This window comes from Leuconostoc kimchii IMSNU 11154 (assembly GCF_000092505.1).
In the GTDB taxonomy this organism is placed as follows: Bacteria; Bacillota; Bacilli; order Lactobacillales; family Lactobacillaceae; genus Leuconostoc; species Leuconostoc kimchii.
The window spans coordinates 247,380-267,658 of sequence record NC_014136.1 but is presented as its reverse complement, the minus strand read 5'-3'; the positions used below and the strand labels follow the sequence as shown (position 1 = coordinate 267,658).

At 38.0% G+C, this 20,279-nt stretch carries 17 protein-coding genes and 1 pseudogene; 15 read left to right on the top strand and 3 right to left on the bottom strand.

The features are described from left to right. Positions 1–52 precede the first annotated feature (52 nt). From LKI_RS01805 to LKI_RS01785, 5 genes are all read left to right on the top strand, one after another. On the top strand, positions 53–2,458 hold the full coding sequence (locus LKI_RS01805; RefSeq protein WP_013102426.1) for an exonuclease domain-containing protein: 2,406 nt from the start codon (positions 53–55) through the stop codon (positions 2,456–2,458). A 35-nt stretch (positions 2,459–2,493) separates the two neighbouring features. Beyond that, the gene (locus tag LKI_RS01800; RefSeq protein WP_013102425.1) at positions 2,494–3,027 is read left to right on the top strand and encodes a cell wall elongation regulator TseB-like domain-containing protein; all 534 of its coding nucleotides are present in this window, start codon (positions 2,494–2,496) and stop codon (positions 3,025–3,027) included. Between the two features lie 22 nt (positions 3,028–3,049). Further along, positions 3,050–4,231 carry a pyridoxal phosphate-dependent aminotransferase gene (locus LKI_RS01795; protein ID WP_013102424.1) on the top strand — a complete coding sequence of 394 codons (1,182 nt, stop codon included), beginning with the start codon at positions 3,050–3,052 and terminating at the stop codon, positions 4,229–4,231. Positions 4,232–4,309: 78 nt separating this feature from the next. Then, positions 4,310–5,617: an asparagine--tRNA ligase gene (gene asnS, locus LKI_RS01790; RefSeq protein ID WP_013974973.1), complete on the top strand. Its 1,308-nt coding sequence runs from the start codon at positions 4,310–4,312 to the stop codon at positions 5,615–5,617. A gap of 130 nt (positions 5,618–5,747) precedes the next feature. Further along, on the top strand, positions 5,748–6,386 hold the full coding sequence (locus LKI_RS01785) for a DnaD domain-containing protein (RefSeq protein WP_013102422.1): 639 nt from the start codon (positions 5,748–5,750) through the stop codon (positions 6,384–6,386). On the opposite strand, the gene LKI_RS01780 is transcribed toward LKI_RS01785, so the two are convergent. Next, positions 6,378–6,662 carry a hypothetical protein gene (locus tag LKI_RS01780; RefSeq protein WP_013102421.1) on the bottom strand — a complete coding sequence of 95 codons (285 nt, stop codon included), beginning with the start codon at positions 6,660–6,662 and terminating at the stop codon, positions 6,378–6,380. The two genes, LKI_RS01785 and LKI_RS01780, sit on opposite strands and share 9 nt — an antisense overlap. Positions 6,663–6,735: 73 nt before the next feature. Here LKI_RS01780 and LKI_RS01775 point away from each other — a divergent pair, with 73 nt between their 5' ends. The 3 genes from LKI_RS01775 to LKI_RS01765 all read left to right on the top strand — a co-directional run bounded on the left by LKI_RS01775 (position 6,736) and on the right by LKI_RS01765 (position 9,334). Then, positions 6,736–7,869 (top strand): THUMP domain-containing class I SAM-dependent RNA methyltransferase, encoded by a 1,134-nt coding sequence (locus LKI_RS01775; protein WP_013102420.1) that lies wholly within the window; start codon positions 6,736–6,738, stop codon positions 7,867–7,869. Between the two features lie 138 nt (positions 7,870–8,007). Continuing rightward, positions 8,008–8,520, top strand: a complete 513-nt coding sequence (locus LKI_RS01770) for a GNAT family N-acetyltransferase (protein ID WP_013102419.1) — start codon at positions 8,008–8,010, stop codon at positions 8,518–8,520. 211 nt (positions 8,521–8,731) lie between these two features. After that, entirely contained in the window at positions 8,732–9,334 is a 603-nt protein-coding gene (locus LKI_RS01765) for a nitroreductase family protein (protein ID WP_013102418.1), read from the top strand. A gap of 52 nt (positions 9,335–9,386) precedes the next feature. Here LKI_RS01765 and LKI_RS11165 read toward each other — a convergent pair whose 3' ends face one another. Beyond that, positions 9,387–9,521 (bottom strand): hypothetical protein, encoded by a 135-nt coding sequence (locus LKI_RS11165; RefSeq protein WP_013102417.1) that lies wholly within the window; start codon positions 9,519–9,521, stop codon positions 9,387–9,389. 193 nt (positions 9,522–9,714) lie between these two features. On the opposite strand from LKI_RS11165, the pseudogene LKI_RS11200 reads away from it, so the two are divergent. Further along, positions 9,715–9,795, top strand: a pseudogene (locus LKI_RS11200) (beta-phosphoglucomutase); the annotation flags it as partial. Positions 9,796–9,900: 105 nt separating this feature from the next. Here the strand turns inward: LKI_RS11200 and LKI_RS01760 are convergent. Next, a complete protein-coding gene (locus LKI_RS01760; protein WP_013102416.1) occupies positions 9,901–10,893 on the bottom strand; it encodes a LacI family DNA-binding transcriptional regulator in 993 nt (330 codons plus the stop codon). A 110-nt stretch (positions 10,894–11,003) separates the two neighbouring features. Here LKI_RS01760 and LKI_RS01755 point away from each other — a divergent pair, with 110 nt between their 5' ends. From LKI_RS01755 to LKI_RS01730, 6 genes are all read left to right on the top strand, one after another. Continuing rightward, complete coding sequence (locus LKI_RS01755) at positions 11,004–12,692, top strand: alpha-glucosidase (protein WP_013102415.1); 1,689 nt, start codon at positions 11,004–11,006, stop codon at positions 12,690–12,692. A gap of 41 nt (positions 12,693–12,733) precedes the next feature. Beyond that, the gene (locus tag LKI_RS01750; protein WP_013102414.1) at positions 12,734–14,101 is read left to right on the top strand and encodes an SLC45 family MFS transporter; all 1,368 of its coding nucleotides are present in this window, start codon (positions 12,734–12,736) and stop codon (positions 14,099–14,101) included. Positions 14,102–14,104: 3 nt separating this feature from the next. Further along, positions 14,105–15,781, top strand: a complete 1,677-nt coding sequence (locus tag LKI_RS01745) for a glycoside hydrolase family 13 protein (protein ID WP_013102413.1) — start codon at positions 14,105–14,107, stop codon at positions 15,779–15,781. Positions 15,782–16,138: 357 nt separating this feature from the next. Next, positions 16,139–17,440, top strand: coding sequence for a histidine--tRNA ligase (hisS, locus tag LKI_RS01740; protein ID WP_013102412.1), 1,302 nt, complete (start codon positions 16,139–16,141; stop codon positions 17,438–17,440). Next, positions 17,437–19,212 (top strand): aspartate--tRNA ligase, encoded by a 1,776-nt coding sequence (gene aspS / locus LKI_RS01735; protein WP_013102411.1) that lies wholly within the window; start codon positions 17,437–17,439, stop codon positions 19,210–19,212. The genes hisS and aspS overlap by 4 nt, the downstream gene beginning before the upstream one ends. 108 nt (positions 19,213–19,320) lie before the next feature. After that, the gene (locus LKI_RS01730) at positions 19,321–20,187 is read left to right on the top strand and encodes a YitT family protein (protein WP_013102410.1); all 867 of its coding nucleotides are present in this window, start codon (positions 19,321–19,323) and stop codon (positions 20,185–20,187) included. Positions 20,188–20,279 lie beyond the last annotated feature (92 nt).

Genomic DNA, 20,279 nt, shown 5'->3' with positions numbered 1-20,279 from the left:
AAAACAAAGTTAACAACGTCATTCGCCAATAAATTATAGAAAGGTGTTTTTTATGAACGCCAACGAAACCTTTGTAGTTGTTGATCTAGAAACGACGGGGCAGAGTGTCGCTAAGGGTGGCCGCATCATTCAGATCGGTATGACCTTCATCAAACAACGTAAAATTGTTGATCATTTTGAATCATTTGTGAACCCTGGACAATTAATTGCCCGTAATATCCAACAATTAACTCATATTTCCCAAAAAGAGGTCAAGAATGCACCCTACTTTGAAGAAATCGCACCACTCTTACAAAATTTACTAAAAGATGCTGTTATCATTGCACATAATATTAATTTTGATTATCCTTATTTGAACGATGAATTTGTGCGAACAGGCTTTCAAAAACTGAATTCAGCTGCTATTGATACGGTACAGCTTGCTCAAATCCTATTACCAACAGCCCCAGGGTATCGGTTATTAGATTTGACGACTTATTTGGATATTACCTTAAACAATGCACATCGGGCCAACGCTGACGCCCATGCTACCGCGTTGTTGTTCTTAAAACTTTGGCAAAGAGCAGAGCAGCTACCACGTGTGGTTTTACAGCAATTACAATATGGTGCATGGCCATTGCTTAGGCAGACACAAGATTTTTTGAAGTTGGTTAAAGTTAAACATCAGGGGCACGATTTGGATATTATGGACAAGATTGCTCTCACAAAACCATTAATTCAATCTAGCCCAGAGAACCAAAAAATACCTGATTATCCTGCAACTTCAGAAAATAAACGACAATTATTTGGTCACTGGCTGACTGCAAATGATGCACAAAATAATTTAATGAATCGTGTTAATGCGTTTATTGCTAAACGTCATGATGGTGTTTTAACTGTTTTAACAGCACCAAGAATTGGGAAGACGTTAGGCTATTTAGTGCCATTGTTGTTGGATACCAAGTCGCAACCGACGCTTTTATTAACAAATGACGAAAGTCTCCAAAAGCAGCAACTCATGTTGTCACAGAGACTAGCAAAATTATTGGATATTAAATTAAATACAGCGATTTTGTATGATGCGGCTGAATATATTGACGTGGACCGTTTTATGTCTAAATTGCACGATACCACAGATACAACACAGAAACAGTTTTTCAAAGCACGTATATTAGTCTGGTTAACGCAGACAAAAACAGGATTACTCCATGAAATACAGGTTGGTGTGAATCACACTGATATTGTGTCGGATATTCAAGGTGATACCAATAGTTTGTTTTTTAAACGCGCAAAGGCTAGTGCTGATCATGCTGATGTTTTGATTATGAATTTTAATTCGTATTTTAATCAGTATCGCGAATTATTGGCAACAAGACACTTAACGCAGTGGCCGGTTATTGTGATGGAAACACCAAGCCAGTTTATTTCAGATTTACAAAACTATTTCCATGTTGAATTAAATTTAACGCAATTTCAAAATACAGTCAAAACGCTGATGCACCAAGAAATTCCAGGTTTGACTCACAAACAACGCTTATTTATTAGACAAAGTACCGCAGAGACACTCAAATTAATTAAACAAGTCTATCGTTTAACTAATGCAAATATATCAACGTTAAAAAAAGTTGAGCGCTTGTTAACTTTACTTCACCAGCTCGCTGAAGTTGTTAGTTTGAGTGGGACACCTATTCCTACAGAGTGGCGCCAAGTGACAGGACAATTAATTAAAATTAGAAGGTTGCTACAACAAACTGAGGTGACGAGCCATTACGAATTGAAAAATATTAATGAACAATCTCAAATGACAGTTGCTTTTGATATTCGTGCCCAGCAAATTTATCAACAACACTTTATTGCGCATATTCATAAATTACTTGTGGTTAGTGAGTATCTTGATAATCAAGTGAGTGACTTTTTGGGTGATACGCCTAAAAGCATTACCGTTGAAAGGGAATTTATCCGTAACCAAAGCAATCCGGTTCGCATTGTGCAGTTGCAAAAAAGTTCGCCTTTGATACATTTACAAGCACTGACGCAAAAGAATGTTGGTGAAATTTTAATTATTTTGCCAGACCTTGATCGTGTTAATCATTGGTATCAAAAAATTAAGCATGCGATGGTTACTTCCTACAGCCTTGTTGCTGAAGGAATAACAGGTTCTCTGGAAAAAATTCAAAGACAAAGCCATGTTGGTCAAGAAAATATTATAATGGTGACACCTAAGATATTTAGTACGATGTGGTTGCGTGATCAAGACTTACCAACTATTGTTATTGTGCCAGAACGTATCGTTTGGCAACCTGTTTCACGTTTAGCTTTAGTATTAACACAGATGCAACGTCATCCTAAAACACTGTTGGTTACACAATTGAATGCCATGCAACGTAATCATTTTAAATCTCAAATTGAATTATTACCTCATTTTGATGTCAAGAAAAATTTGGTGACACAGTATAACCAAATTCTAAAAGATATTTGATATACTAGTATTAGACGTTTGTTGGGGGAAAAATTATGATGCAATTTAAAGACGATATTCGAATCCGACAGCGCCGCAAACAAAAAAATGTCCATTGGTCGAGATTTTGGTTCATTGCTGCGGGTATCGGTATTATATTGTCTGCCTTAACGATTTGCTATTTTTATGTGTCTTTGACACCAATGAGGCGTGATGAATCACGCCTGCAGCGTTTCGTCAAGGCTAAGACAGATATCGCAACAGTTCAGCAAATTAGTGTTGATCACAGGCAAAAAACAACCTACGCAATTACTGGTACCACAGCTTCAGGAAAGCAAAAGGTAGCTATTGTGCGTGGTAAGTCGAATCAAGTTAAAACTTATGATCGTCGTAATGGTTTGTCAGATAAGCAACTACGTCAATTAATTTTAACAACCTATAAACCCAAAAAGATCTACTCAGCCAATATTAGTGAATACAAGCAGGCTCTGGTTTGGGAAGTGAGTTATAAGGGACAAAATAATACATTAAATTATGTCACACTTGATTTTAAAACAGGCAGCCCCTATCGTGTGATTAAGGGACTTTAAGTGTTAGTGTTGAGGAGAAAAAATGATTTCAGAGCGTGCCAAAACAGTTGAAGCTGCAGCAACATTAGCTATGAGTAAGTTAGCTAAGGACATGCAAGCAAATGGTATTGATGTTATTAACCTAGGTGTTGGAGAGTCAAACTTTCAAACACCAAAGCATATTGCGCAGGCAGCTATACAAGCTATACAAGCTGAGCAGACGAGCTTTTATACACCAACAAGTGGTATAAAAGCACTTAAGCAAGCGATTGTTGATCAAGTGAAACAGCGGTTTGATGCGGATATTGCTTTAAATAATGTGACAGTCACAACGGGTGCCAAGTTGTCATTATATGCTTTGATGCAAGTACTCGTGAATCCAGGTGATACAGTTGTGGCTGCAGCACCTCTCTGGGTGAGTTATGTTGAGCAGATTAAATTAGCAGGTGGGATTTTACATCAGGTTGAACCCGTAAATGATGAATTGAAGTTGACAGTGGCAGATTTGGATACCCTGTCACAAAGCGTTAAATTGATTATTCTCAATTCACCTACAAATCCAACCGGGCAAGTCTATACACGTGACGAGATCACGGCGATATTAGATTGGGCAAATCAACATGATGTTTATATTATTTTGGATGAAATATATGGTCAATTAATTTATAACGGGGCTGTATTTACGTCGGGTCTACAATTACAAGCGCTTGAGAACAGTCGTATGGTTATCGTTGATGGTGTGTCAAAAGCTTATGCTATGACTGGGTGGCGTATAGGTTGGACGTTGGCTTCTTCTGAAATTATTATAGCAATGAATAAACTATTAGATCATATGACGTCCAATCCCACAGCCGTGGCGCAGTATGCGGCACTTGCCGCATTGACAGGTGACCAATCTTCTGTGGAAGAGATGCGTTTAGCATTTGAGAATAGGTTAAATGTCACTTATGATTTGTTAAATGCAGTCCCTGGTTTGAAGGTGGCAATTAAACCGCAAGGTGCTTTCTATTTATTTCCAAAGGTGTCACCTGATGTTTTAGTGGCTGCTGGTCTTACTAGCACTAGTGAGCTATCTATGAAAATTTTAAAGGAAGCTCATGTGGCAATGCCCTCGGGTGAGGGGTTTGGTATGCCTGGTTATCTACGTATGGGATATGCCAAAGACCAAGCAGTTTTAAATGAGGCTGTTAGACGGTTAACTGTCTTTTTTGAACAATATACTTAATTTAAAAAATAGGAGAGGTATGTAGTACACCTAAAGGCACTTTAATATTTAGTGTGGCTACATGTAACAAACATATTCATGGTAGAGGAAATTCCCACAATTCAAATTATTGACGTCAAAAACTATGTCGGTCAAACAGTGAAAATTGGTGCTTGGCTCAGACAAAAACGCGGTTCAGGTAAGTTAGCCTTTTTACAATTACGTGATGGTTCAGCTTTTTTTCAAGCAGTGGTTGCAAAAGCTGACGTGTCAGATACACTTTTTGATCTTGCTAAAGGATTGAAGCAGGAGACCAGTATATATGTTACTGGTGAAATTCATGAAGATACACGGTCATCTTTTGGTTACGAAATGGCCGTTTCAGGTATTGAAATCATTGGTGAAAGTCATGACTATCCAATTACACCAAAAGAGCATGGCACAGAATTTCTATTTGACGAGCGCCATCTTTATTTGCGTCATTTAAAGCCATTTGCGACATTAAAAATTCGCAATACATTGATTGCAGCAACTTATGAATTTTTTAATCGTGAGGGATTTACAAAACTTGATTCACCATTGTTAACAGGTTCGGCACCTGAAGGCACAACTGATTTGTTTGAAACTGATTATTTTGGGGAACCAGCTTTTTTGTCACAGACGGGGCAACTTTATGCTGAAGCTGGTGCTATGGCGTTTGGAAAAGTCTTTACTTTTGGACCGACATTTCGTGCAGAAAAATCAAAAACACGTCGACATTTAACCGAATTTTGGATGATCGAACCTGAAATGGCATTTATGCATCAAGAGCAGAGTTTAGAAGTTCAAGAGCGTTATATTTCCTTTTTGATTTCAAAGGTTTTGGAAAATAATGAGCAAGAATTAGATATTCTTGAGCGTGACAAAGACTTGTTACGCTCATATACAGAATTACCTTATCCACGTGTCAGTTATGATGATGCTATTAAACTTTTGCAGGATAATGGATTTGATGTTGAATGGGGCGTTGATTTTGGATCGCCAGAAGAAACCTTTTTGGCTAATCATTTTGCAAAGCCTGTGTTTATTGTTAATTTTCCAAAGGCAATTAAAGCTTTTTATATGAAACGACACCCAACACGTCAAGATGTTGTTATCTCTGCTGATTTGTTGGCTCCAGAGGGATATGGCGAAATTATTGGTGGTTCAGAACGTGATACAGATTATGACTATCTAAAACAACGTATTGAAGCAGAAGGATTGAGTTTGGAAGAATATAATTGGTATTTGGACTTACGTCGCTTCGGTTCTGTACCACATTCTGGGTTTGGGCTTGGTTTGGAACGTATGGTCACGTTCGTTACGGGCGAAGAACATATTCGCGAAGCCATCCCATTTCCACGTATGACTAATCGTTTGCGACCATAATTTAAAACATGATTTTTATGTTTATCGGTGCTAACTTTGAAAACATGCTAAACTATGGTTAGGTAGAAAAACGTCCAAGTAATCTTGGACGTTTTTCAAACGATGTCTTAGTGTAACGAGGTGATAAACAGTGGTGTTAGATAATCGTTTACAGCAGTATATTAAAGCTGGACAATCAAGTATTAGTAATGATTTGCTATTGCATTATCAAGAGATTGGCATGGATAATGACGATCTGGTGCTTTATTTACAAGTGATGCGTATCCAAAATAGAGGTGATGCGGCGACACCTAAAAGTTTAGCACAGGTTTTACATGTGACTGAAAATATCGTTGTTACACGTTTGAAAAGCCTGATTACCCGAGAATTGATGCTTATATCAGCAACAACAAAACAAGTTGAAACGTATGATTTTACGCCGATGGTTACTAAATTATTGGAAGGACAGCATATGGCTGTCGTTTCTACTGTGTCGGATGGGAAATCGGTTCGTCGAGAGATTTTTCAAACAATTGAAGTAGAGTTTGGTCGACCATTAACACCAATGGAAATGCAGACCATTGGTCATTGGTTTGACCAAGATCATTTTGAACCAGACTTAATATTGTTGGCTATACAAGAGGCTGTCGCGAATAATGCACGTAGTCTGCGATATATTGAAACAATACTAGTAAACTGGCAACGGGATCAGATTAAAACACCGTCACAAGCTCAGGTTGCTAAACAAAAACGACGCGGTGTAACGTATACTTATGATAATTTATTTTAAAACAATATGTGGCGTTGCAACATCTAATAGCAAATGAAAGCCAAATATTGGTCGAAAGGTTGATGAGAATAGCTGTGTTTCATCACTCATATCTTTTAATCGTGTGCTTAATTGGATTAAAGACATTGCTTTTTGACCCGTTATCAAACGTAAATGGGGTGAATCAGGTATGAAGTATACTTGTGAAACGGGTAAAATCAACTCACCCCGTTGTTCGAACAGTAGACTTTTTGGGGACATGTATTGTGTCAGATTTTCAAAATCAATTAATTTCATTGCATCACCTCACCGTACCAGTATAGAATCTAGATCAGTATTATTTTACTTAATCTAGTATAAAGGAAAACTAATGGAAAAAACATATCATTTAATGGCAACAGCTGCCGCCGGTCTTGAATCTTTAGTCGGTAAAGAACTTGAACGTCTAAATTATGAACATCAAGTTGAAAACTATCGTGTGAGATTCGACGGTACAGCAAAAGATATTCTGAATACAAATGTATGGTTAAGAACTGCAGATCGTATCAAAATTATTGTCGGTGAATTTGATGCAACCACTTTTGACGATCTTTTTGAAGGTGTGAAGGCCTTACCTTGGGAAACTTATCTTAACTATGATTCAGAATTTCCAGTAGCTGGTCGCTCTAAAAAATCCGAATTGTTTAGTGTGCCTGATGTACAGGCAATCACAAAAAAAGCAATTGTTAACCGATTACAAGAAGCTTACCATATTCATACACGTCTGCCGGAAAATGGTTATTTTGCACAACTTGAAGTGATGATTGAAAAAGATCATGTGATTGTTACGCTTGACACAACTGGCCCATCTTTGTTTAAACGTGGTTATCGTGTGAATAAAGGTGGTGCACCGTTGAAGGAAAACTTTGCTGCTGCGCTAGTTTTGTTAACCAATTGGCACCCAGATAGGCCATTTGTTGATCCAACGACTGGTTCAGGAACGCTTGCCATTGAAGCGGCCTTAATAGGCCGTAATATTGCACCGGGTTTAATCAGAGATTTTGATATTGAGCAAATGGATTGGTTTGATAAAACATTATCCGAGACGGTCCGAGACGAGGCGGAAGCGCAAGCTGATTACGATCGTACGCTTGATATTGAGGCCTTTGATATTGATGAAAACATGGTAGAAATTGCGATTGAAAACGCTAAGCACGCAGGCCTCGGAAAAGACATTGTGTTTAAACAGTTAGCTGCCAAAGATTGGACCACTGATAAAGTTAATGGTGTATTAGTATCTAATCCACCTTATGGTGAACGATTAGGTGAGCTAGATGCGGCGAGGGAATTGTATGTTGAAATGGGCAATGTATATCGTCAGTTACCCAGTTGGAGTAAGTACATTTTGACTAGCGATTTAGAATTTGAGTCATCGTACGGTGAAAAAGCCACCAAGCGACGCAAGCTTTATAATGGTGCCATGCGTGTGGACTATTTCCAGTATTGGGGTAAACGTGTGAAGTAAAAAGAAAGTTTTAGTGTTTAATAACATTAAAACTTTCTTTTGTTTATTTAAGTTGTGTTCTATGTGATAAAATAAATTATCTTGATAAGGGAGAGATTACGTTTGGTGTAATCAAGTAGAAGTATGTCAGTAGTATATATGCGTCAAGCGCAGGATAGCGACTTAGCAGCAATCGATATTATCATTGAAAATGCACGAATTTATCTTAAACAACAAGGAATTAATCAATGGCAATTGGGTTATCCGAATCAAGAGACCATCCTGAACGACTTAAAACAAAAGCATGGCTATGTCCTTATTGTTGACAAACATGTTGCTGGTTATGTTGCAGTCATAACAGGTGAAGATCCTGTTTATACCAAAATTGAGTCAGGGCAATGGTTGAATCAATCAACCAATTATGTGGCTATTCATCGTTTCGCATTGTCTCACACTTATCGTGGACAAAAGTTGGCACAACGATTTGTGACAGCGATTTTGACTTACTTTTTTGATAAGGATGTCGTCGATTTTCGAATTGATACACATCCTGAAAATATGCCAATGCAGGCTGTTATAAAAGGGAATGGTTTTGTAAAGCGAGGTATTGTTTATATTGATGAAGGTCATGCGAAGCACGTACGTTGGGCATATCAATTATCCTTAAAATAAAAACACATGCTATTTACTTATTAAAAGTAAGCTGTTATGATAAAAGTACGAGCTTATGCTAGTGGTGGCTAAGTAGACTTAAAAGGAGGAATTGTGTGTCGTGTTGTTAAGCTATTTTTTCGGTGTCTTATGACATTAAAATAAAATAGGCAACATATCGTCAATTAGGTGGCGTACTCGTCAAATCATTGTTAACACACAAAAAATAGTTATGTCATTTACAAATTTACAAAAGCAACGTCGAACAACTTATGTTTTAGGCAAAAAAGTGACGCAAACACCAGAAGAAATTTTTGATATTGTCAAGTCTGCCGTTAAAAATTCACCAACGGCCTTTAATAATCAGACTGTACGGGTCATCGTATTAATTGGTGATTTGCATGACAAGTTATGGCAGCTAACCGCAAATCGTCTGAAATTAGAAGCTTCTGATGAAGATGCGTACAATAACACACTGGCTAAGATTAATCGTTCATTCAAAACTGGATATGGCACAATTTTATTTTTTACAGATACGTCCGTGGTTAAATCATTTGAAGAAAATATTCCGTTATATGCTGAAAATTTTTATGACTGGTCAGAACAAGGGCATGGTATTGCTGAATATGCGACATGGTTAGCTTTAACAGAGGCTGGCCTTGGTGCATCACTGCAACATTATAACCCATTAATTGATGAATCAGTGGTAGAGAACTTTGATGTGCCTTCATCATGGCGTTTACGAGCACAAATGCCTTTTGGATCAATTGAATCATCGGCAGATGATAAAACTTTTGTTGCTGATGACGATCGTTTTAAATTACTTAAATCATAAACTTATTTATATTCATAGAAAAACAAGTGAGATGCCCAAAATTTTAGGCTTCTCACTTGTTTTTTGTTTGTGTAAACTTTGCTTTTATAGCGGCCACTTGCTCGGCCTTAGTTAACTGTGTCTGTTGACCTGACTTGTAATTGGCATTGGCTTGTTTCTGTTTAAAATCAATTTGATATCGTCCCATTTTTCCATCCTTCTTTATGTCTCTAATAGTATACCTTATTTTATGTGTGAATGGTTAAATAAAATAAGTTGGACAATGGTAAAATGGAGGCAACTAATAACAACGATTTTTCTATTTTTATTGACAGCACTTGGAGTTACAGGCACCGCGCGTTTTTATGGCGAAATTTGGAATCAGTTTCTAAAAAAGCGTCGATGTGTTGTCAGATGCCGACTTAAACTTTGCTTCGACAGCAGAAGTTACACTAGCAAATATTGAAGCTAAAATGCAATAAATAAAAAAACCGTCGGTTTTATGATGATGTGAACCGATAACTGAGACAAATCAAAATGTTCAGAAAGTTATCGGGTACATATCACTTAAACTAACGGTTTTTGCTTTAAATAATTTTGGAAACGGTACCACCGGGAACGAGAATGGTATCAGTAAAAACCATGCTATGTGGGGATAATGAATCATCGGCGAGAGTCGTAATTGCAAGTTCTCCCATTTTAGCAAAATTTTGTTGAGCAGCAGTTAAGGTTGGACGCGTCAACTGTGTTAATTCGGTCCCATCAATAGTGACAATAGATAAATTGTTAGGGACTGAAATACCAGCACCTATGGCACCGTTTAGTAAACCAATACTGATAATATCGGCTGAACCAATTACCGCAGTAAAGGGCAGAGGTTCTCCAAATTTTTTAATGGCATCTAATCCAGTTTGGTAAGTCATTTCGACACCCCAAATAAAATCTGGATTATATGAGATACCGTGGTTGGTTAAGGCATCAATAAATCCGCGACGTCTTAAAATGGCAACAATTGGGTCAGGATCAGAAGAACCGATTAAAGCCATTTGGCGATGACCATGCTCGTATAAATAGTCAACGATAGTATGCATCATAGCATAGTTATCAGAAGAAATGGAAGGAATATCATTATCAAGTTGGTTAGATACACTCAAAAGCTTCACATCAGTACTTTTCAAAACATCAAACACGGTATCTTCAATATCAATCGCTAGCATCACAACGGCTAATAATTGTCGCGATAAAAGAGATTTAACAGTTTTAATTTGTTGTTGGGTATCAGTTGTAACAAAAGCAATTAATAATTCATAGCCCAGTTCATAGGCTTTACTTTGCATCCCTTTTATAATTTCATCAGCGAAATTTGTATGAGTTATGGGCACCAAAACACCCACCACGCGACTTGATTTTTGTGACAAGTCGGCAGCTGATTGATTTTTAAAATAACCCATATCGTTGGCTAACTGTCTGACTCGTTGTGCTGTTTCCTCACTAAAGCGCCCACGATTTGTCAAAATTCGTGAGACGGAAGCGGCTGATATACCAGCTTTATTTGCAATGTCTTTAATTGTTATAGCCATAATCTATATTATAACGCAAACTAGATTGACAAATATAATGAAAGCGGTTACAATAATATTGCGTAAACGTTTACTCAAATAATTTAAAAACAGAATAATGAGGAAAAGCAATGGTAGAAAACAATTGGTGGCAAAAAGCGGTTGTTTATCAAATTTATCCACGGAGTTTTCAAGATAGTAATGGTGATGGTATTGGGGATATTCAAGGTATCATTCAGCGTTTACCGTACTTAAAAAAGCTAGGCATTCAAGTGATTTGGTTGAGTCCAATTTATCAATCGCCAAATGATGATAATGGTTATGATATTAGTGATTATCGAAAAATCTTACCCGAATTTGGGACAATGATGGATGTTCAAGAAATGATTTCAGTCGCCCACCAGCTTAATTTGAAGATTATGATGGACTTAGTTGTTAACCACACGTCTGATGAACATCAATGGTTTCAACAAAGCCGATCATCGCGAGAAAATCCATATCGTGATTACTATATTTGGCGCGATCCAGTGGATGGTCATGAACCAAATAATTGGCTATCAGATTTTGGTGGTCCGGCTTGGGAATTTGATGATAAAACGCAACAGTATTATTTACATCTCTTTTCAAAAAAACAGCCTGATTTGAATTGGGAGAACTCAGCCTTGCGACATGACATTTACGATACGATGTCTTGGTGGCTCGCGCAAGGCGTTGATGGTTTCAGAATGGATGTCATTAATTTGATCTCAAAACAAAAAAGTTTGCCAAATGACCCCAATGTTGATGCTGATAATCACAGCTCATCAATGACCTTTGTGGCGAATGGCCCAAAAGTTCATGAATATTTGCAAGAAATGAATGCAAAGGTCTTATCACAACACGATATTATCACGGTTGGTGAAACACCTGGTGTGACAACTAAAGATGCAATGCAATATGCTGGTTTTGATGCTAACGAGTTACAGATGATTTTCCAATTTGAACACACTGAATTAGACAACAGCCATCAAGGGCTTGGGAAATGGAGTGATGAGCGCTTCAAGTTAGTTGATCTGAAGAAAATTTTATCTAAATGGCAAAATGATCTAGAAGGTAAGGCTTGGAATAGTTTGTATTGGAACAACCATGATCGGCCTCGTGTTGTATCACGTTTTGGTAATGACACCGATAAGTATCGTGTGACATCTGCCAAAATGTTGGCGATGACGCTACACTTTATGCAGGGGACGCCTTACATCTATCAAGGTGAGGAAATTGGCATGACTAATGTCAACTGGTCATCAATTTCGCAGTATCAAGATATTGATACGTTGAACGCTTTTGATGATTTAGTTCATCAGCAAAAACGCGTCACGTCAGAACAAATGATGAGATATGTACATCATTCTTCAAGAGATAATGCTCGAACGCCAATGCAATGGGATAATAGTCTCAATTCCGGGTTTACAACCGGTCAACCATGGCTAGGTGTCAATGATAACTATACGACAATTAATGTTGCCGCATCACTCACTGATCAACAATCTATTTTTTATTTTTACAAAAAATTAATTGCTTTGAGACAACAAATGCCAATTATCACTAACGGTCACTATCAAGTATTAGATATCGATGACGAATTCGTATATGCATATAGACGCATTGCGCGAGATTCACAATTATTGATCATCAGTAACTTTACAGATCGCATTCAAACAAGACATTATTCATTAAATGCTGGCGCGAAGCTGCTTATCAGTAATTATGAAGATGATCAAGGTGATATGCTACGACCTTATGAATCAAAAGTTTATTTTGAAAATGTAAGCGGTTACTTTTAAATGCAATCACTATTTAAAATAACCTTAAAAGGAGAATAACGATGTTAAATAGTAAGACGCAAACAAAGGGGCAGTTACCAAGGCTCACAAGTATGCAATTGTTTTTAATGACATTTGGTTATGCCGGCGTACAAGTTGCTTTTTCAGTTCAGACTGGTAATATGGGCAGAATATTTCAAACGCTGGGAACTGATCCCACCAAATTAGGTTTTTTCTTTATTTTACCGCCGCTAGCCGGTATGATAACACAACCGTTAATTGGTCTATTTTCAGATAAAACATGGCTTCCAAAGCTAGGACGCCGTATACCGTATTTGATTGGTGGTTGCTTGGTATCAATTATTGTTTTATTATTATTACCAAACACAGGGTCATTTGGTTTTGGTTATGGTTCTATGACGGCCTTATGGTTTGGTGCCGTCACAGTATTATTTATGGATTTATCTGCTAATGTTTCCATGCAGCCATTTAAAATGCTTATTCCAGATATGGTTAGTGAGCAGCAAACAGATAAAGCGTGGACACTACAGAATATGTGGGGAAGTTTAGGTGGTGTGATTGCCTTTATATTTCCATTTATGTTAACGGTTTTTGGCATCTCTAACACGGCGGCTCGAGGTGTCGTACCTGATTCGGTTAAAATATCTTTTTATGTTGCAGCGGCTATATTATTGTTGTCTACCATATTTACTGTGATGAATGTGAAAGAGTATGATCCAGAAACATTAGCTTATTACCACGGCATCACAGTTAATAATGAAAAACGAGATTCGTTTGTTGATATCTTAAAAAATGCGCCTAAAGTGTTTTGGACATTGGGTATCGTTGAATTCTTTGTTTGGTTTGGCATTCCATATATGTGGACCTACTCGACTGGTGCTTTATCGGAAAATATTTGGCGCGTATCCGATCCTGCGTCTGTTGGTTATCAAGCGGCTGGTAATTGGTTTGGCATATTACAGGCAGTCTATTCAGTAGTGGCAATACTAGTCGGTATTTTTTTCCAACATCTCAATAAAAAAACACGTAAATGGGCGTTTTTCTTCAGTTTAATTGCTGGTGGTATTGGATTCATGGTTGTTGCATATGGACATACACATTTATCATCATTGGTTGGATTCATATTAATCGGTATTGGCTGGATTGCTATTATTTCAATACCTTTTACGATATTGACAAATGCTTTAAATGGCCAACATGATGGTATTTATCTCGGATTATTTAACTGTTTCATCTGCATTCCCCAAATCATAGCTTCAATTGCAAGTTTTGCCATTTTCCCTGCTGTCGGTAAGTCAATGGCACATATGTTGGCTATTGCGGGTGTGGCTTTAATAATTGGCGGTTGCTTAATTTGGATAGTTAAAGAAGACGATTCAAAAACAGACAGAATAAAAAAAGGAATATAACTCATGACAAAGAATATTAAATGGTGGCAAAAGGCAGTAGTTTATCAGGTCTATCCACGCTCGTTTCAAGATGCTAATGGCGATGGTATTGGCGATTTACAAGGGATTGAGCAACGATTAGATTATATCGAAAAATTAGGTGCTGACGTCATTTGGTTGAATCCAATTTACGCCTCACCTGATAAAGATAATGGCTATGATATCTCTGATTATGAAGATATCAATGCAAAATTTGGTAATATGGCTGATTTTGATCGTTTACTTCAAAAAGCCCACGACAAAAATATTAAAATTTTGATGGATTTGGTTGTTAATCATACCTCAGATCAACACAAATGGTTTATTGAAAGCCGTTCTTCAAAGACTAACGATAAACGTGATTTTTATATTTGGCGTGATCCGGTTGATGGACACGAGCCAAACAACTGGGGGTCTTTCTTTTCTGGTCCAGCTTGGAAATTTGATGATGAAAGCGGTCAATATTATTTGCATTTGTTTGTTGAAGGTCAACCTGACTTAAACTGGGTCAATCCCAAAGTGCGTCAATCAGTCTTTGATATGATGAATTTTTGGGTGGATAAGGGCATTGATGGCTTCCGAATGGACGTCATTTCCTTGATTTCTAAGCCTGATGGTTTGCCAGACGGAGAAGTACCTGAAGGTGGTGAGTATGGTAATTCAGATAGGGCTGTTGCGAATGGTCCTCATGTGCACGAATATCTCCAGGAAATGCGTCAAAAAGTGTTAAATAGAGCTGATATGATGACAGTTGGTGAAGCTTCTGGGGTTGATATTGATAACGCTATTAAGTATGCTGCCAAAGATACTTCTGAATTAAATATGGTTTTCCAATTTGAACATATGGGATTAGATAATAACCCTAATCCAGCGCTTGGTAAGTGGTATGATAAAAAAGTGAATTTGATTGATTTGAAACAGAATTTATCAAAATGGCAAAATAAACTAGCGAATAAGGCTTGGAATTCCCTTTACTGGGATAATCACGATCAGCCACGTGCAGTGAGTCGATACGGTGATGACCGACCAGAATATCGTGTTGTTTCAGCAAAAATGGCTGCAACATTGCTTCACTTCATGCAGGGAACACCTTATATTTATCAAGGTGAAGAAATTGGTATGACCAATGCTTATAATTTAAAACGTGCAGATTTTGACGATATTGAAATTAAAAATGCCTTTAAATATTTGATCGATAAAGATCACTTAACAGATGAAGAGACAATGCTGCGTTATGTTCACGCGAAAGGACGCGATAACGCACGCACACCCATGCAGTGGGATGATAGTCAAAATGCTGGGTTTACAACAGGTGAACCATGGCTTAAGTTAAATGATAACTTTCAAACGATTAATGCTCAAGAAGCATTAGTTGATCCACAGTCAATTTTTTATTATTACCAAAAACTGATTCGCTTGCGACATGAGTTGCCTATTATCACAACAGGGACGTATCAGCTTTTGGATTCAGATGACGATCAAGTATATGCTTATCGACGTGTGTTAGATAATGAACAACTGCTTGTTATTAACAATTTTACTGATCAAGTGCTAAACCGTGATTATCATGTAGACCTGAATGCTGATGTGCTGATTAGTAACTATGAAGACGATCAGGGTAGTACGTTACGTCCTTACGAATCAAAAGTTTATCGATTTTGAGGTATTTCATTGAATTTCCTTCATTTGCTTGACTTTGCAATACTTTAAAGCTATGATTAAAATATATATTAAAGCCGATGAATTGGGAAAATCATAGTTTGGATAGACAGAAATTTTGCGGATGATGTGAGCAAAACAACAACATGATTTGTGACACCTTGGAGGTCACTGTTGTTTAAGACAGTGCGTGGCAGCGCGATAAGCTTTCAAAGTGATGCTTAAAAACATCAATATCTAAGGTGGTACCGTGCAAAAGCGCCCTTAACGTTTAATCGTTAGGGGCGCTTTTTCGGAGTTAATGTGAAACTTTTAAAGGAGATGCTGTTGTTGTGGGTGCACAGCAATAGTAATATAAAAATGGCAAAACCAACATTTCAAAGACCAAAAGGAACGGCCGATCTATTACCAGACCAAACGGTAAAGTGGCAACATGTCGAAAGTACAGCTCGTCTACTCTTTGGTGATTATAATTTTAAAGAAGTTCGGACACCAATATTTGAAAATTTTGAGATTTTTTCACGATCAGCGGGAGACACATCAGATGTTGTGACGAAAGAAATGTATGATTTTCATGATAAGGGCGATCGTCACATTGCTTTGCGACCTGAAGGTACAGCAGGAGTGGTTCGTGCATATGTTGAAAATAAATTATATGGACCAGAATTTGACAAGCCTTATAAAACATTTTACATCGGTCCCATGTTTCGCTATGAACGGCCTCAAGCAGGGCGATTTCGTCAATTTCATCAAATTGGTGTCGAGGCCTTTGGCTCTAAGTCACCAGCACTAGATGTTGAAATTATTGCGATGGCGATTGATTTTTTCAAAACGTTAGGATTACAAAATTTGAAAGTTGCTGTTAATACGTTAGGCGATCAAAGGTCACGTGCAAGCTATCGACAGGCACTGATTGATTATTTGAAACCACATTTTGATGAATTATCAACTGATTCACAAACACGTTTAGAGCAAAATCCGTTGCGTGTATTGGACTCGAAAGATGCCCGTGACCAAGTGTTTGTCGCAGATGCACCATCGATTTTAGATTATCTATCTCCAGAAGCGACTGAACACTGGCAACAAGTTCAAACAATACTCAAGGCCTTAGACATTGATTTTGAGATTGATGCAACAATGGTCCGGGGATTAGATTATTATAATGATACGATTTTCGAGATTATGACAGTTGATGATCACTTGAAAGGGGCAGCAACGATTGCTGGCGGTGGACGTTATTCTGGCTTGGTCAGTGAGTTTGGTGGGCCAGAAACGCCAGGAGTAGGTTTTGGTATTGGAATTGAGCGACTCATTAGTTTACTCAGTACGCAACAGGTGGCGCCTATCGATGACCACGGATTTGATTTTTATGTTGTTAACATTGGTGAGAAGACTGACGTTGTTGCAACACAAATTGCACAAGCCATTCGTTCATTTGGTTATGTTACAGAGCGCGATTACCTTGGTCGTTCAGCCAAAGCGCAATTTAAAACAGCTGATCGTCATCGGGCTAAGTATGTTGTCACCATTGGTGAACAAGAATTATCCGATCAAGTTGCCAACATTAAAAATATGACCACGGGTCAACAAAAAACAGTTAAATTAGCTGAGTTATATACCAATTTGCCAATGCTAATTGATTCAGAGGAGAATAAAGTATGAAACGAACAACATATGCAGGATTAATTGATGACAGTTTTCTTGGACAAACAGTTACCTTGTCTGGATGGGTTCAAAAGCGGCGTGATTTTGGTGATTTGATTTTCGTTGATTTGCGCGATCGTGAGGGCATTGTTCAGCTCACTTTTAACGCGACCAATGCTTCAGCATTGGCGGTTGCAGAAGATATGCGAAATGAGTATGTCGTGGCTATTACTGGTTTAGTCGTTAGTCGTGACGCTAGCCAATTAAATGAGAAAATTCGTTCGGGATCAGTTGAAATTGATGTGACTGAAGCTAAAATATTAGCTACTTCTAAGACACCACCTTTTTATATTGAGGATGGGGTTAATGCCAATGAAGAATTGAAACTCCAGTATCGTTATTTGGATTTGCGTCGGCCAGAAATGCAAAAAAACTTGCGAATCCGTTCAAAAATTATGTCAAGTGCCATTCATTTTATGGATAATCATGATTTCATTAATATTGAAACGCCAATTTTAGCAAAGTCAACACCAGAAGGTGCACGGGACTACTTAGTACCCTCACGTATTTTTCCAGGTTCATTTTACGCGTTACCTCAATCACCACAACTATTTAAGCAACTTTTGATGGGGGCTGGGTTTGACCGCTATTTCCAAATAGCCAGAGCTTTTCGTGATGAAGATTTACGTGGTGATCGTCAACCAGAGTTTACACAAATGGATGTTGAAACGTCGTTTATGTCTGCAGATGAAATTCGTGAACTAGTCAATGAATGGGTCAAAGCTATGATGCACGATGTCGTTGATTTTGAATTAGATACCTCAAAGATTCCGACACTAACATGGCAAGAATCAATGGCACGTTTTGGAACAGATAAGCCTGATTTACGTATTGCCTATGAATTAAAAGATTTGACAACTATTATGGCGTCATCTGAGTTTGGTGTGTTTGCCAATGCAGTCAAAGCGGGTGGCGTGGTTAAAGCAATTGCTGTTCCTGGTGGTGCTGAACACTACTCACGTAAAAATATTGATAAGTTAGCGCAATATATCGAACGTTTTGGTGCAAAAGGTTTAGCGTGGTTAAAAGTAACTGATGATGGACTTACTGGACCAATTGCTAAATTTTTCCCTGAGGAGGCAGCAAACAAGTTAATCGCAGCAGCTGACGCGCAATCGGGCGACTTATTATTGTTCGGTGCAGGTCGGGCAGACGTTGTTGCAGCAACATTAGATTACTTGCGTCGTCAAACAGCCGAAGATTTAGATTTAGTTAACTCAGAAAACCCATGGGCATTTGCTTGGATTGTTGATTGGCCGTTGTTTGAATATTCTGAAGACTTTGATCGTTGGATTGCTGCTCACCATCCATTTACCATGCCTAATGAAGAAGATCTCCATTATTTGGATGATGGAGAAGATCCTCACCAAGCGCATGCTCAGAGTTATGATTTAGTTTTGAACGGCTATGAACTGGGATCTGGATCAATACGTATTCACCGAATGGATATCCAAGAAAAAATGTTGAAGGCACTTGGATTTACACCTGAAGCAGCGCATGAGGCTTTTGGCTTCTTGCTTGAGGGGATGAACTACGGCTTTCCACCAATGGGTGGCATTGCGCTTGGTTTAGATCGTTTAGCAATGTTATTGGCAGGTCAAGAAAATATACGTGAGGTCATTGCGTTCCCTAAGAATTCACGCGCGACTGAGCCAATGACAGAGGCGCCAACACGCGTTGGTCAGAAGCAATTGAATGATCTCGGCTTATTTGTACCAGAAGAAAAATAAGCCAGATTAAAATTTATTTTTTATGTTTTGTGGTATTCACGACATATTTTTGCTGTTATAATATGGTTGACATTTATAAAGGAATTGTACGTAGGTGTACAAAAAATCATGCAGAAAATTTTTCACAATTTTATGAAACATCGTTACACTGGCCGAATTGGTGGGGCTATATTTTATGCCGTGATTGTTGCTGTAGCTATGAATTATTTTTGGCGTCCAGGCCACATTTATTCATCAGGTTTTACAGGGTTCGCGCAACTTGTTTCAACGCTTACAGGTGGTAAATTACCAGTTGCCTTAGCGCTAGCACTCGTTAATTTACCCATGTTAGTCGTTGCATGGTGGCAATTGTCTTGGCGATTTGCAACGTTTACCACCTTAGCAGTTTTGTTAAGTGCTGTGTTGATGCCGGTTTTTGATACGACACGGGTATTGACACCAGACCCATTAATTAACGCTCTCTTTGGTGGTGCGCTAAATGGTATGGCTGTTGGTACGGCTTTGCGTTATGGTGTTGGCACGGGTGGCCTTGATGTTATCGGCATATTAATCAAAAGAAAATTTGGTTATAAAATGGGTCCGATAAATCTTGGATTTAATGCTTTAATCATGATTGGTGCAGGACTAACTTATGGTTGGAAGTATGCATTGTATTCCATTGTTGGCGTAGTTGTTAGTTCTCGTATGATTGATGCATTTTTCACGCGACAACAGCAAATGCAAGTTATGATCATTACGACAAAGCCCAATGAAATGGTTCAAGCCATTTATGATAAAATGCGTCGAGGGGTTACAATTATCAATGACGCACAAGGTGGTTATACTGGTGCAGATCGTGCAGTATTATTAACGGTTATTACGCAACAAGAACGTTATGAATTACGCGAGGCCATTAAATCAGCCGATGCGCATGCTTTTTCATCAACCTGGAAAATTGAGCATACAGTTGGTCGCTTTTATGAACCAGAGTTATAATTACTGTTAATGTTAACAACTTAAAAATGATCAACGACCTTTAAAAAACAAGGTCGTTGATCATTTTTAAGTTAAATCTTTATTTATGGCTT

What these genes read in the sequence shown, in the direction of transcription:
- LKI_RS01800 (WP_013102425.1), top strand. Translation starts at nt 2,494, where the DNA reads ATGATGCAATTTAAAGACGATATTCGAATCCGACAGCGCCGCAAACAA.
- LKI_RS01730 (WP_013102410.1), top strand. Translation starts at nt 19,321, where the DNA reads ATGCAGAAAATTTTTCACAATTTTATGAAACATCGTTACACTGGCCGA.
- LKI_RS01780 (WP_013102421.1), bottom strand. Translation starts at nt 6,662, where the DNA reads ATGAAATTAATTGATTTTGAAAATCTGACACAATACATGTCCCCAAAA.
- LKI_RS01760 (WP_013102416.1), bottom strand. Translation starts at nt 10,893, where the DNA reads ATGGCTATAACAATTAAAGACATTGCAAATAAAGCTGGTATATCAGCC.
- LKI_RS01805 (WP_013102426.1), top strand. Translation starts at nt 53, where the DNA reads ATGAACGCCAACGAAACCTTTGTAGTTGTTGATCTAGAAACGACGGGG.
- aspS (WP_013102411.1), top strand. Translation starts at nt 17,437, where the DNA reads ATGAAACGAACAACATATGCAGGATTAATTGATGACAGTTTTCTTGGA.
- asnS (WP_013974973.1), top strand. Translation starts at nt 4,310, where the DNA reads ATGGTAGAGGAAATTCCCACAATTCAAATTATTGACGTCAAAAACTAT.
- LKI_RS01795 (WP_013102424.1), top strand. Translation starts at nt 3,050, where the DNA reads ATGATTTCAGAGCGTGCCAAAACAGTTGAAGCTGCAGCAACATTAGCT.
- LKI_RS11165 (WP_013102417.1), bottom strand. Translation starts at nt 9,521, where the DNA reads ATGGGACGATATCAAATTGATTTTAAACAGAAACAAGCCAATGCCAAT.
- LKI_RS01770 (WP_013102419.1), top strand. Translation starts at nt 8,008, where the DNA reads ATGCGTCAAGCGCAGGATAGCGACTTAGCAGCAATCGATATTATCATT.
- LKI_RS01765 (WP_013102418.1), top strand. Translation starts at nt 8,732, where the DNA reads ATGTCATTTACAAATTTACAAAAGCAACGTCGAACAACTTATGTTTTA.
- LKI_RS01755 (WP_013102415.1), top strand. Translation starts at nt 11,004, where the DNA reads ATGGTAGAAAACAATTGGTGGCAAAAAGCGGTTGTTTATCAAATTTAT.
- LKI_RS01750 (WP_013102414.1), top strand. Translation starts at nt 12,734, where the DNA reads ATGTTAAATAGTAAGACGCAAACAAAGGGGCAGTTACCAAGGCTCACA.
- hisS (WP_013102412.1), top strand. Translation starts at nt 16,139, where the DNA reads ATGGCAAAACCAACATTTCAAAGACCAAAAGGAACGGCCGATCTATTA.
- LKI_RS01775 (WP_013102420.1), top strand. Translation starts at nt 6,736, where the DNA reads ATGGAAAAAACATATCATTTAATGGCAACAGCTGCCGCCGGTCTTGAA.
- LKI_RS01745 (WP_013102413.1), top strand. Translation starts at nt 14,105, where the DNA reads ATGACAAAGAATATTAAATGGTGGCAAAAGGCAGTAGTTTATCAGGTC.